The sequence below is a fragment of the Gordonia paraffinivorans NBRC 108238 genome (assembly GCF_000344155.1).
GTDB classification, from domain to species: domain Bacteria; phylum Actinomycetota; class Actinomycetes; order Mycobacteriales; family Mycobacteriaceae; genus Gordonia; species Gordonia paraffinivorans.
In genome coordinates this window covers 46,730-60,013 of sequence record NZ_BAOQ01000018.1, presented here as the reverse complement: position 1 = coordinate 60,013, position 13,284 = coordinate 46,730, and the positions used below count along the sequence as shown (strand labels likewise).

10 protein-coding genes and 1 pseudogene are annotated in these 13,284 nt (G+C 67.6%); all 11 read left to right on the top strand.

Going from position 1 to position 13,284, the window contains the following annotated elements:
• Window positions 1–306 precede the first annotated feature (306 nt).
• The 11 genes and pseudogenes from GP2_RS09920 to GP2_RS09870 all read left to right on the top strand — a co-directional run bounded on the left by GP2_RS09920 (window position 307) and on the right by GP2_RS09870 (window position 13,222).
• A complete protein-coding gene (locus GP2_RS09920) occupies window positions 307–1,203 on the top strand; it encodes an MBL fold metallo-hydrolase (RefSeq protein ID WP_006900371.1) in 897 nt (298 codons plus the stop codon).
• Between the two features lie 58 nt (window positions 1,204–1,261).
• Window positions 1,262–1,414: pseudogene (locus tag GP2_RS09915) on the top strand (DivIVA domain-containing protein); the annotation flags it as partial.
• Window positions 1,415–1,521: 107 nt separating this feature from the next.
• A complete protein-coding gene (locus GP2_RS09910; RefSeq protein ID WP_006900369.1) occupies window positions 1,522–2,370 on the top strand; it encodes a 3-hydroxybutyryl-CoA dehydrogenase in 849 nt (282 codons plus the stop codon).
• A gap of 223 nt (window positions 2,371–2,593) precedes the next feature.
• A complete protein-coding gene (locus GP2_RS09905; RefSeq protein ID WP_006900368.1) occupies window positions 2,594–3,610 on the top strand; it encodes a hypothetical protein in 1,017 nt (338 codons plus the stop codon).
• Between the two features lie 244 nt (window positions 3,611–3,854).
• A complete protein-coding gene (locus tag GP2_RS09900) occupies window positions 3,855–4,319 on the top strand; it encodes a cupin domain-containing protein (RefSeq protein ID WP_006900367.1) in 465 nt (154 codons plus the stop codon).
• A gap of 230 nt (window positions 4,320–4,549) precedes the next feature.
• Entirely contained in the window at window positions 4,550–5,617 is a 1,068-nt protein-coding gene (locus GP2_RS09895) for an MBL fold metallo-hydrolase (protein ID WP_006900366.1), read from the top strand.
• A gap of 243 nt (window positions 5,618–5,860) precedes the next feature.
• On the top strand, window positions 5,861–6,292 hold the full coding sequence (locus GP2_RS09890; RefSeq protein WP_157211671.1) for a Fur family transcriptional regulator: 432 nt from the start codon (window positions 5,861–5,863) through the stop codon (window positions 6,290–6,292).
• 49 nt (window positions 6,293–6,341) lie between these two features.
• On the top strand, window positions 6,342–8,576 hold the full coding sequence (katG, locus tag GP2_RS09885; RefSeq protein ID WP_006900364.1) for a catalase/peroxidase HPI: 2,235 nt from the start codon (window positions 6,342–6,344) through the stop codon (window positions 8,574–8,576).
• A 146-nt stretch (window positions 8,577–8,722) separates the two neighbouring features.
• The gene (locus GP2_RS09880) at window positions 8,723–9,088 is read left to right on the top strand and encodes an ArsR/SmtB family transcription factor (protein ID WP_006900363.1); all 366 of its coding nucleotides are present in this window, start codon (window positions 8,723–8,725) and stop codon (window positions 9,086–9,088) included.
• Complete coding sequence (locus tag GP2_RS09875; protein WP_006900362.1) at window positions 9,085–10,755, top strand: SulP family inorganic anion transporter; 1,671 nt, start codon at window positions 9,085–9,087, stop codon at window positions 10,753–10,755. Before GP2_RS09880 ends, GP2_RS09875 begins: the two co-directional genes overlap by 4 nt.
• Window positions 10,756–10,978: 223 nt before the next feature.
• The gene (locus GP2_RS09870) at window positions 10,979–13,222 is read left to right on the top strand and encodes an NADP-dependent isocitrate dehydrogenase (RefSeq protein ID WP_006900361.1); all 2,244 of its coding nucleotides are present in this window, start codon (window positions 10,979–10,981) and stop codon (window positions 13,220–13,222) included.
• Window positions 13,223–13,284 lie beyond the last annotated feature (62 nt).

Below are 13,284 nucleotides of genomic sequence, written 5' to 3'. Positions count from 1 at the left end.
GCTCACCGGAGTGGGGTGGTCCAGCGGCACCGCGACATCCGCAGCCGGAACCGCATAGCTCCCGACGACGCGGTGCGGTTCCCACACCTGGATCGCGTTGGTCGAATCGACGATCACCCGCCCGTCGACGAACGCCCGCACCCGCCGGTACATGGGCGTCCACCGCAACTGGGAGAGCTGCGCGAGCGAGGCTTGTTCCAGTGACAGGGCCATGAGCCGATGGTCCTCTTGTCTGCCGATGCACGCCAGACCCGTGCGGACGTCAGGCCGTTGACACCGACCTCCGACGGCAGGTACTCAGACCAGATGACGACCGCCCGGAGCTTCACCGAGACCCGCTACGACGAAGTGACCGTCCTCGCCTCCGGAAACGGCGGCGCGTTCCCCTACGGCAACACCGTCGTCGCCCGCGGATCGGAGGGAACCCTCGTGGTCGATCCGTCCGTCGAGGTCGACCACGACCCGGTGGGTGCCGACGCGGTCATGATCAGTCACGCCCACGAGGACCACATCGCAGGTCTCCGCCATTTCCACGCGACGAAGTGGGCCCATCGGGAGGACGTCGCAGGCGTGCGGTCCCTCCAGGCCCTGCTCGACGGCTACGGGCTCTCACCCGACGAGCGCGACGCCGTGGACGCGATGATCGGCGACACCTTCGCGCTCACGCCCGGTTTCCCGGATGCGAAGGACGTCGAGGACGGCCACGTCTTCGACCTCGGGGACATCACCGCGACGGTTATCCATCTCCCCGGTCACACGCGCGGGCACTGCGGGGTCCTCGTCGAGCCCACCGGGTTCTTCTACATCGCCGACATCGACCTCACCTCCTTCGGCCCGATGTACGGCGACCTCGGCAGCAGCGTCGACGACTATCTCGCCTCCATCGCCCGCGTCCGCGAGATCGAGGCCCGCTGGTACGGGACCTTCCATCAGAAGGGCGTCGTGGAGGGAGTAGGCGAATTCCGTTCGCGCCTGGCCGAATACGAAGCCGTCATCCACCGGCGGGAAGAACGGCTGCTCGACTTCCTCGAGCGACCCCGGACGCTGGAGGAGATCGCCGACCGCCGCCTGGTCTATCGACCTCACGTCCAGATGCCCTTCGTCGACGCCGTCGAGCGCCGCACCGCCGAACTCCACCTCGACCGTCTCATCCGGCACGGCCAGGTCGGCGAGACCGACGAGGGCGCCTACCACCGACTGTGATCGGACACCTTGTGGACAACCACCCCGCGCGATGGGCACCGGGTGCGAAGATCACCCCATGCTGACTCCTGACGACGTCCATCACGTCGCCTTCGGTAAACCCCCGATCGGCCGCCGCGGTTACAACGAGGACCAGGTCGACGCGTTCCTCGACGACGTGGAGGCCACCCTTCGCGCCCTTTATGAGCGCATCGCGTACCTCGAAGGCCGTTCGACGACCTGACATCGGATTCACCTGCGCGTTCACCCGACCTCACCTGAGCCGAGCCCGACCGACGTACTACCGTTTGTCCTGTAACTCGACTCGGAGGTTTAACTGTGCAGAAGATCGGCGTCATCGGCGGCGGCACCATGGGTGCGGGCATCGCGGAGGTGTGCGCGAAGTCCGGCAGCGACGTCGTCGTCATCGAGGTCAAGCAGGAGTTCGCCGACGCGGCGCGTGCGCGTATCGAGAAGTCCCTCGGCCGCGCCGTCTCCAAGAACAAGCTGAGCCAGGAAGACGCCGACGCCGCGCTCGGCCGTCTGCGTGTCAGCCTGGACTACGCCGACCTCGCCGACCGCGACCTGGTCATCGAGGCGGCACCCGAGAACGAGCAGCTCAAGCGCGACATCTTCGCCCGCCTGGACGAGGCCGTCGGCGAGAACACCATCCTCGCCACCAACACCTCGTCGATCCCGATCATCAAGGTTGCGACCGCCACCAAGCGTCCCGAGCGTGTGGTGGGCGTCCACTTCTTCAACCCGGTTCCGGTGATGCCGCTGGTCGAGATCATCTCGACCCTGGTCACCGACCCACAGGTCGCCGACGCCGTCGCCGGCTACGTCAAGGACACCCTGGGCAAGAACCCGGTCCGCGCGGGCGACCGGTCGGGCTTCATCGTCAACGCCCTGCTGATCCCGTACCTGTGCCAGGCCATCCGGATGTACGACTCCGGCTACGCCTCGGCCGAGGACATCGACACCGCGATGAAGGGTGGCTGCGGCTACCCGATGGGTCCGCTGACGCTGATCGACACCATCGGCCTCGACATCACCCTCGCCGCCGCGGAGTCGCTCTACGCCGAGTTCGCCGAGCCGCACTTCGCGCCGCCGGCCCTGCTGCGCCGCATGGTCGACGCCGGACACCTCGGCAAGAAGTCCGGGCGCGGCTTCTACACTTACAGCTGACCGAAAGCGGGCATAGCGCCCCAACCCGACACGATGTCGGGTTGGGGCGCTTTGTCTTTCCCTGCCATCCTGCTGTGACTCACTTCATGATCTCCTGAACACGTTGCGCCACAGCATCTCTCGGTGACGCAATGCTGCGAATCCGAAAACGCGCGTTACAAGACGGCGCATCGTGGCAACCCTCGAGGTGTACGCGTCCCCACCCAAGAGAAAGGGAGCGAGCATGACTGTTTCCACCACCACCGTCCAGCAGCAGCTTCGCGCGATCCTCGCGCTCACCCACACCGAGATCCAGGTCGCCGAGACCCGGCACGCCCAGGCCAGGACCGACGCCATCCGCAAGGAACTGGCACAGAACGCCGAGAACGCCCGCAAGCGGGCCGACCTCATCGAGGGCGCCCTCCGTGAACGCGGCGGCCTCGTCGACGTCATCCGCCCCGTGCTCGGACGCGTCGGCGCCGTCACCAAGACCCTCCTCGAACAGGCACAGCCGCTCGACGAGGCACTTCTCGACGACCTCGCCCTCGAGCAGCGACTCCTCGCCCGGGCGACCTACCTGAAGGCGCTGGCCACCGGCCAGGAGGATGCCCACCTCGTCGAGCTGGCCGACGGTCTCGTCACCGCCCACACCGCGACCGTGGAATGGCTGACCACCGTGCTCGCCGAAGAAGCGCTGGGAGGTCCGACCGCCTTGCGACGCGGTCCGAGCCAGTGGGTCAGCGGACTGGCCGCGCGGGCACTCACCGCACCCGCAGTGGGCGCCTCGTGGGCGCTCGACCGCACGGCCGAGATCGCCCGTCAGATTCCGGACCCGATCACCTTGGTGCGCAATCGTTTTGCCACCGCCGTCGACGAGGCCACCGAGGCCGCGTCGCGCGCCGGTGACGCGCTCGGCAACGCCGGCACCGCGGTCTCCAAGACCGTCGCCGCCGGACGTGACGCCGCCCTCGAGGCCGTCGAGGAGAGCGCACGCGAGAACGGCGCCGACGGAGCGGCCGATGCGCTGCATCAGCTCCGCGAGTTCACCGGCACCGTCGACGCCGAGGATCTCCCGGTCGAGGGCTACGCGGATCTCAACGTCAACGATGCGATCGCGGCGGTGAAGGAGCTCGACACCCCGCAGGACCTTCGCGTCACCCTCGCCTACGAAGAGACCCACAAGAACCGGCAGCGGGTCGTCTCGGCCATCGAGATCCGCTTCGCCGATCTGGCCAAGGAACTGGTCGGCATCGACAGCTGACACATCACGCACACGACGGCGGTCGTCACCACCCGGTGGCGGCCGCCGTCCGCTCGTCGCGCCCCATCTGTTGACGCCCGCCGCACCGATCTGCACGGGCGACAACAGCTCGGTTTTCGCCTTCTCCTCTGGGATGTGCGAGTGCGATGCCGATTCGGCCGACCGTTGACCTGAGCAGACGAAGATCGAGACCTCTTCACCACAACCGCAGGTCACGGCTGCCGCAGCGCCGTATCTTCTCAGCATGCCCCGCATCCTCCGCACCTCGGCGGCTGCCGCGATCGCCGCGGCCGCCGCACTCACCCCCATGTTCATCGGCACCACGGCCGCCGACGCGACCCCCTCGTCCGGGGTCTCGGCGGTCACACTGGCACACACCGACATCCCGGCCGGCCTCCTGCCGTTCGTCCCCAAGGGGGCGCATGTCGAGGTCCGCCAGATCAAGATCGAGCCGGGCGGGACCACCGGCTGGCACTACCACGACGCCGACATCTACGCCCTGGTCCGTCAAGGCACTCTCACCCACCCGTATGCGAACTGCAAGCCGGTCGTCTACAAGACCGGTGACATCATCGTCGAACCGGGCGGCAAGTCCAACGTCCACGAGGGCACCAACCTCGGGAAGGTTCCGGTCATCCTCGATGTCGTGTACGTGACGCCGTTCGGCAAGCCGCTGTCCGAGGACTCTCCCGCCCCGGCCTGCGCCTAGGGCTGCGCACCGGCGACCCCCGCCCGCGGTCGCCGCGGGACACGTCATCGACTCCGCCGTGCTCGGTCCTCTCGAGTACGCCGTCGAGGGGCCTCCGGGTCGGCCCGTCGCCCCAGGTCGGGCGCGCCACGCCCTGATGAGGCACATCACCGACGCGACTGCCGTCGTGTACGCGAGGTGCCGAAGCGAACCCGACCGATCGTGGTCTCCCGGGACCTACACTTCTCGACATGCGCCGTCGCCTCGTCGTGGTCCTGTCGATTCTGCTGACCCTCGCCGGGCTCGCCGTTCCGCAGGCCGCGACCGCGCACCCCGACGCCACCCTGGTCGCGGCGCGGTCAGCGGTGTTCGGAAAACACAACGTCGACCAGACGACCGGCGCCCTGCGCGCCGACCGCATCGTCTTCTCGTGGTTCGGGGTGTCGGGCTTCGCGGTCGCCATGGCCGGCCACGTCTTCCTCACCGACGCGTGGGTGCCGAACGTCTACACCGGACACGTCCCCACGAGCAGGGCCCAGATCGCGGCGATCAAGCCCTCCCACATCTTCATCGGACACGGCCACTTCGACCACGCCGCCGATGCCGCCGAGATCGCGCGGGCGTCCGGAGCACGGATCGTCGGCTCGGCCGCGCACTGCGCCCACTTCCGCACGACGGCCGCGCCCGGTGTGTCCTGCGATGCCGCGGTTCCCTCCGGCGCACGCCCCGGCAGCCTGCACATCTACCAGGGACTACCCGGGATCACGGTGCGGGCCCTGCCGCACCTGCATTCGACGATGAAGGCCCCCACGGGCGAACATGCCCCGCTTCTTCCGATCCCGCCGAGTGGTCGACTCCTCGTCCAGCCGCCGCGTCCCGAGGAACTCCGCCGACTGGCCGGCCATCTGAACGACCCCGAGGGCGGCGCGGTCCTCTACGCCTTCGAGGTCGGCGGGCGCACGGTCGTGTGGAACGACTCCGTCGGGCCGCTCGGCCAGGACCCCGCCGGCCCCGACATCGTCGCCGCGCTTCGCCGCCTTCGGCCGGTGGATCTCCATGTCGGATCCATCCAGGGCTTCAACGAGATCACCAACGGCCTCGGGGACGCGGTGGGCTACATCGACGCACTGCAACCGAGGATCTTCGTGCCCAACCACCACGACGACTGGTTCCCGGTAATCGCCACGCCGGCCGTCAGCCGCGAACGCGCCTTCCTCGACGCGCTGTCGTCGGTCGACGCCGCCCCCGAGGTCCGCTACCTGCGCGACCCCGAAGACTACCTGCGCCCCGACAGGGTCACGCTCCCGATCGGCGGCTGACGCGAACCCCGAAGCGCCGCAACGGAAAACTGGGATCATCCACCCGGGTCGGCGGGGCATATCTGCATGCGGAGCGCGCAGGATACCGGTTTCCCCGAACAGACACATCAGCACAGCGGAAGTCGACCCGGATCGTCGGTGAGCCGTCGCGATCACGCAACGGCACCGCGAATTCGGGGACGAGTTTTGATCAGATCCAGAAAAACGACGCACAGCCCCAGACGCGCTCCTATGGTGGGTTCCGTGGCATCGACACCGGACTATGCCCAGCAACTCCGGGCCGCGGACCTCAGGGTCACGCAGCCCCGGGTCGCGGTCATGCGTGCGGTCGCCGATCACCCACATGCCGACACCGACACCGTTTTCGGCGTGGTCCGCCAGACCCTGCCGAATGTGTCCCGCCAGGCCGTCTACGACGTCCTGCGGGCGCTCACCGACGCCGGACTCCTCCGCCGTTTTCAACCGTCAGGGTCGTTGTCGCGCTACGAATGCCGCACCGGAGACAATCACCATCACCTCGTGTGCCGCTCCTGCGGCGCCATCGAGGACGTCGACTGCGCGGTGGGCGAGGCCCCATGCCTGGCCGCTTCGGAGGACCACGGCTTCCTGCTCGACGAAGCCGAGGTCATCTTCTGGGGACTCTGCCCGGAGTGTGTCAGTTCAGCCCCGACCTGATCACGCCTGTGATCGCAGCCCGATCGAGTTCACCATCGAAAGGAATCTCGTGACATCCGACAGCCGCCCACCCCATTCCGACGCCGGCACCGACAGCACCAGTGAGAGCGAGAACCCGGCGATCCCGTCGCCGAAGCCGAAAGCACATGCGCCGCTGACCAACAAGGACTGGTGGCCCGAGCAGATCGACCTGTCGAGGCTGCACGTGCATTCACCGCTGTCCAACCCGCTGGGACCGGATTTCGACTACGCGAAGGAGTTCGCGAAGCTCGACGTCGACGCCCTCAAGGCGGATCTGGTCTCGCTGATGACCCAGTCGCAGGACTGGTGGCCGGCCGATTACGGCCACTATGGCGGCCTGTTCATCCGCATGAGCTGGCATTCGGCCGGCACCTACCGCATCTTCGACGGCCGTGGCGGTGGCGGCCAAGGCGCGCAACGCTTTGCGCCGCTCAACAGCTGGCCGGACAACGCCAACCTCGACAAGGCCCGCCGCCTGCTGTGGCCGATCAAGCAGAAGTACGGCAACAAGATCTCCTGGGCCGACCTGCTGGTCCTCGCCGGGAACGTCGCCCTGGAGTCGATGGGCTTCAAGACCTTCGGCTTCGGCTTCGGCCGCGAAGACATCTGGGAGCCGGAGGAGGTGTTCTGGGGCCAGGAGGACGAGTGGCTCGGCACCGACAAGCGCTACTCGGGCGAGGGTGAGCGCGAACTCGCCAAGCCGTTCGGCGCCACCACCATGGGTCTCATCTACGTCAACCCCGAAGGCCCCGAGGGCAAGCCGGATCCGATCGCCGCGGCCTACGACATCCGCGAGACCTTCGCACGGATGGCGATGAACGACGAGGAGACCGCCGCCCTCATCGTCGGCGGTCACAGCTTCGGCAAGACCCACGGCGCCGGCGACGCCGACCTGGTCGGCCCCGAGCCCGAGGCGGCCCCGATCGAGCAGCAGGGCCTGGGCTGGAAGTCCAGCTACGGCAAGGGCAAGGCCGAGGACACCATCACCAGCGGCCTCGAGGTCGTCTGGACCCCGACGCCAACCCGGTGGGACAACAGCTTCCTCGAGACCCTGTACGGCTACGAGTGGGAGCTGACCAAGAGCCCGGCCGGCGCCTGGCAGTACGTCGCCAAGGACGGCGCCGGCGCCGGGACGATCCCCGATCCGTTCGGCGGCCCGGGTCGTGCGCCCACCATGCTCGTCACCGACATCTCGATGCGTGAGTCGCCGATCTACCGCGACATCACCCGGCGCTGGCTCGACCACCCGGAGGAGCTGGAAGAGGCCTTCGCGAAGGCCTGGTACAAGCTGCTCCACCGCGACATGGGCCCGATCGAGCGCTACCTGGGACCGTGGGTCCCGGAGCCCCAGATCTGGCAGGACCCGGTGCCGAAGGTCGACCACGAGCTCATCGACGACGCCGACATCGCGTCGCTGAAGGGCACACTCCTCGAGTCGCTCTCGCAGCAGCAGCTGATCAAGACGGCCTGGGCGTCGTTGGCGAGTTTCCGCGGCACCGACAAGCGCGGCGGCGCCAACGGCGCGCGCATCCGCCTGGAACCGCAGAAGAACTGGGAGGTCAACGAGCCGGGCGAGCTGGCGAAGGTCCTGCCGGTCTACGAGCAGATCCAGAAGGACTTCAACGACTCGGCCACCGGCGGCAAGAAGGTGTCGGTCGCCGATCTGATCATCCTGGGCGGCGCGGCCGCGATCGAGAAGGCCGCCGAGGCCGCGGGACACCCGGTCACCGTGCCGTTCCACCCGGGCCGCACCGACGCCTCGCAGGAGAGCACCGACGTCGAGTCCTTCGAGGTCCTGGAACCGCCGGCCGACGGTTTCCGCAACTACCAGAAGGCCGGCGACAAGGGCCGTCCCGAGGATCATCTCCTCGAGCGCGCCTACTTCCTCAAGCTCACGGCTCCCGAGCTCACTGTCCTCCTGGGCGGCCTGCGCGTGCTCGACGTGAACTACGCCGGCTCCAAGCACGGCGTGTTCACCGAGCGTCCCGGCGTGCTGAGCACCGACTTCTTCCGCACCGTCACCGACATGAAGTACGAGTGGAAGTCGGGCACCGAGGAGAACGTCTACGAGGTCGTCGACCGCGCGACCGGTGAGACCAAGTGGACGGCGACGGCCGCCGACCTGGTGTTCGGCTCGCATTCGCAGCTGCGCGCACTCTCCGAGGTCTACGCCCAGGACGACAACGCCGAGAAGTTCGTCAAGGACTTCGTCGACGCGTGGGTGAAGGTCTCCGAGAACGATCGGTTCGACCTCCACCGGTAGTCCCCCCGACGCCGATACCCGGCACCTCAGCGCACCCCGCGGGCACCGTCCGCGGGGTGCGCTGCCGTGTGCGCTACAGTGGATTGAGCATTTTCGCAATCCATCAATCCGTCAACTCGTGACGCCGATCGCACCAGGAGCGAGCCGTGCCCGATCCCGGCCCAGACGCGCCGCTGTATGAGATCAAGGCCAACCTCTTCAAGGCGCTCGCGCATCCGGCCCGGATCCGGGCCCTCGAGGTGCTGAGCGCGAACGGCGATCCGACACCGGTCAGCGAACTGCTGGCGGCGACGGATCTCGAACCGACACTGCTGTCGCAACACCTCGGCGTCCTCAAACGCCACCGCGTCGTGACCGCCAACCGTGTCGGGAACGCGGTCTATTACGAACTCGCGCACCCCAAGATCTCCGACCTCCTGGTCATCGCCCGCACGTTCCTCGTCGACACGCTCGACGCCCAACGCGAGCAGCTCGACGCCATTTCCTCACTCCCACCGGTGACACGCTCGTGAGCACATCATCAGCACTGACCGACACCCTCACCCGCCTCAAGGGCTTCGTCCCCCGTCGCAGCGACTACAAGGGCCTACGGCGCAGCTGGCGCACCGACATCCTCTCCGGCGTGACCGTCGGCATCGTCGCGCTTCCGCTCGCCCTCGCCTTCGGCATCAGTTCCGGCGTCGGGGCCGCCGCCGGTCTCATCACCGCGGTGGTGGCCGGCCTCGTCGCCGCGATCTTCGGAGGCTCCCACGTCCAGGTGTCCGGGCCGACGGGCGCGATGGCCGTGATCCTCGCGCCGATCGTCGCCCAGCACGGCCTGGGCAGCATCGCGATGGTCACGGTCCTGGCAGGCCTGCTGGTCCTGCTCGCCGGCGTCTTCGGGCTCGGGCGCGCGGTCACCTTCATCCCGTGGCCGGTGATCGAGGGTTTCACCCTCGGCATCGCGGCGATAATCTTCCTGCAGCAGGTGCCCGCGGCGTTCAACACCACCGCGCCGTCGGGCCAGCGCACCCTCAACGCGGCGATCGACATCGTCGCGCATGCCGACTGGTCCAAGGCGTGGGCCACCCTCGCCGTCGTCGCCATGGTCGCGGTGATCATGGTGGTCCTGCCCCGCGTCCACCAGGCCATCCCCGAGTCGCTGACCGCGGTCATCGTCGTCACGCTGATCGTCTACTTCACCGACGTCTTCGACGTGGCGACCATCGGCCAGCTGCCGTCGTCGCTGCCCGCCCCGTCGATCCCGCACGTCGACGCCGAGGCACTCAAGGACATGTCCGGCGCGGCCGTCGCGATCGCCGCCCTCGCCGCGATCGAGTCGCTGCTGTCCGCGCGCGTCGCCGCGACGATGTCTCCGACCGGCCCCTACGACCCCGACCGCGAGCTGTCCGGCCAGGGTCTCGCCTCGATCGCCTCCGGCCTGTTCGGCGGCATGCCCGCCACCGGCGCGATCGCCCGCACCGCGGTCAACGTCCGGTCCGGGGCCCGCACCCGAGTCGCCGCGATCACCCACTCGCTGCTGCTGCTCGGCGTCGTGTACCTCGCCACCGGACCGGTGTCGGAGATCCCGCTCGCCGCACTCGCCGGCGTGCTGATGGTGACGTCGTTTCGGATGGTGTCGGTCGGCACGGTCCGCTCGATCCTGCGCTCCACCCGCTCGGATGCCCTGATCTTCGTCGTCACCGCGATCATCACGATCACCCTCGACCTCATCGAGGCGGTCGAGATCGGCATCGTCGTCGCGGCGTTCTTCGCGCTGCGTCAGGTCGCCAAGCGCGCGAGCGTCACCCGCGAACCGCTGCCCGGGCCCACCCGGCCCGGTGACGAGCGCATCGCCCTGCTCCGCCTCGACGGCGCGATGTTCTTCGGCGCGGCCGAGCGCATCACCTCGGCCATCTCCGAGGGCGCCGAGCGCAACGAGTCGGTCTCGGTCGTGATCATCCGCATGTCCCACCTCGGCATGCTCGACGCCACCGGCGCCCGGTCCCTCGCCGAGATCGTCGCCGACCTCGAGAAACGGGGGATCACCGTCATCATCAAGGGCGTTCAGCCCGAGCACCTCAAGCTGCTCGACGGGGTCGGCGTCATCGACGAGTTGCGCCACGAGAACCATCTCGTCGACACCCTCGACGAGGCGATCGCCCACGCACGCAGTCACGTCGAGCGCGAGGCCGCGTGACGGTCATGCGCTGCCACCGGGTATGGAGTGGAGGGATGAAGACCCAGCGTGCCGACCCCTCCGAACGCCAGACCCGAGGCCCCTGAACGCGAGGCTCATCACAGGGGGCAGAATCAGGGGGTAGTTGTCACACGAGCACACCGCAAGCGTGGTAACGGTGAAGCCTGACTCACAAGGTCGCCGGCGACACCGGAAATTACAGACAGAATCGAGATCATCAGGCATGAGCACCCAGAAGCCGACCATCATCTACACGTTGACCGACGAAGCACCCATGCTCGCCACGCACGCCTTCCTGCCGGTGGTGCGTACGTTCGCCGGAGCGGCCGGCGTCGACGTCGAAACGAGTGACATCTCGGTCGCGGCCCGAATCCTGGCCGAGTTCTCCGATCTGCTGCCCGAAGACCAGCGGGTTCCCAACAACCTCGCACGCCTGGGTGAGCTCACCCAGAAGCCGGACACCAACATCATCAAGCTCCCCAACATCAGCGCCTCGGTCCCCCAGCTGCTGGCCGCGATCAAGGAGCTGCGGGAAAAGGGCTACGACCTCCCCGACTTCCCGGAGAACCCGAAGACCGACGAAGAGAAGGACATCCGCGAGCGCTACAGCAAGGTGCTCGGCAGCGCGGTGAACCCGGTTCTGCGCATGGGCAACTCCGACCGGCGCGCGCCGAAGGCCGTCAAGGAGTACGCCCGCAAGCACCCGCACAGCATGGGCGAGTGGTCGATGGCCTCGCGTACCCACGTCGCGCACATGCGCGGCGGCGACTTCTACCACAACGAGAAGTCGATGACCGTCGTGGGCGACCGCAAGGTCAAGATGGAGCTCATCACCGACTCCGGCAAGACCCTGGTGCTCAAGCCGGAGGTCGAGCTCACCGACGGTGACGTCATCGACAGCATGTTCATGAGCAAGAAGGCGCTCATCAAGTTCTACGAGGAGCAGATCGACGACGCCTACAAGACCGGCGTCATGTTCTCGCTCCACGTCAAGGCGACGATGATGCGCGTCTCGCACCCGATCGTCTTCGGCCACGCCATCAAGGTCTTCTACCGGGATGCCTTCGAGAAGCACGGCAAGCTCTTCGACGAGCTCGGCGTCAACGTCAACAACGGCCTCTCGGATCTGTACGCCAAGATCGAGTCCCTTCCTGCTTCGCAGAAGGAAGAGATCATCGACGACCTGCACAAGTGCCACGAGCATCGCCCCGAGCTGGCGATGGTGGACTCGGCCCGCGGCATCACCAACTTCCACTCCCCCAGCGACGTCATCGTCGACGCCTCGATGCCGGCCATGATCCGCGCGGGCGGCAAGATGTACGGCGCCGACGGGCGTCTCAAGGACACCAAGGCCGTCATGCCGGAGTCGACGTTCGCCCGCATCTACCAGGAGATCATCAACTTCTGTAAGACCAACGGCCAGTTCGACCCGCGGACCATGGGCACCGTGCCGAACGTCGGCCTGATGGCGGAGAAGGCCGAGGAGTACGGCTCGCACGACAAGACCTTCGAGATCCCCGAGGGCGGCACCGCCAACATCACCGACCTCGAGACCGGCGAGGTGCTGCTCACGCAGACCGTCGAAGAGGGCGACATCTGGCGTCTGTGCATCGTCAAGGACGCCCCGATCCAGGACTGGATCAAGCTGGCCGTGGAGCGCTGCCGCGACTCGGGCATGCCCGCGGTCTTCTGGCTCGACCCGTACCGCCCGCACGAGAACGAGCTCATCAAGAAGGTCCACAAGTACCTTCCCGAGCACGACACCGAGGGCCTCGACATCCAGATCATGTCGCAGGTCCGCGCGATGCGGTACACCCTCGAGCGCGTCGTGCGCGGCCTCGACACCATCTCGGTCACCGGCAACATCCTGCGCGACTACCTGACCGACCTGTTCCCGATCCTGGAGCTCGGCACCAGCGCCAAGATGCTGTCGATCGTTCCGCTGATGGCCGGCGGCGGCCTGTACGAGACCGGTGCGGGCGGTTCGGCGCCGAAGCACGTCAAGCAGCTCATCGAGGAGAACCACCTCCGCTGGGACTCGCTGGGTGAGTTCCTCGCCCTCGCGGTCAGCCTCGAGGACGTGGGCAAGAAGTTCGACCAGCCGCAGGCCAAGATCCTGGCCAAGGCACTCGACGCCGCCACCGGCCAGCTGCTCGAGAACGACAAGAGCCCGTCACGCAAGACCGGCGAGCTCGACAACCGCGGCAGCCAGTTCTACCTGGCCCTCTACTGGGCCCAGGAGCTGGCCAACCAGACCGAGGATGCCGAGCTGGCCGAGAAGTTCAAGCCGCTTGCGAAGACCCTCGCCGACAACGAGGACAAGATCGTCGACGAGTTGAACTCGGTGCAGGGCAAGCACGTCGACATCGGCGGCTACTACTACCCCGACAACGAGAAGACCGACGCCGTCATGCGTCCGAGCAAGACGTTCAACGAGGCACTCGCCTCGGTGGGTGTCGAGGTCTGATCCGGCACACGCCGACACCGAAGCGCCTCGGGCTTTCCGCCCGGGGCGCTTCGTCGTTCCGG

Coding starts and splice junctions, on each gene's coding strand:
- GP2_RS09920 (WP_006900371.1), top strand. CDS start 307: ATGACGACCGCCCGGAGCTTCACCGAGACCCGCTACGACGAAGTGACC.
- GP2_RS09900 (WP_006900367.1), top strand. CDS start 3,855: ATGCCCCGCATCCTCCGCACCTCGGCGGCTGCCGCGATCGCCGCGGCC.
- GP2_RS09870 (WP_006900361.1), top strand. CDS start 10,979: ATGAGCACCCAGAAGCCGACCATCATCTACACGTTGACCGACGAAGCA.
- GP2_RS09895 (WP_006900366.1), top strand. CDS start 4,550: ATGCGCCGTCGCCTCGTCGTGGTCCTGTCGATTCTGCTGACCCTCGCC.
- GP2_RS09905 (WP_006900368.1), top strand. CDS start 2,594: ATGACTGTTTCCACCACCACCGTCCAGCAGCAGCTTCGCGCGATCCTC.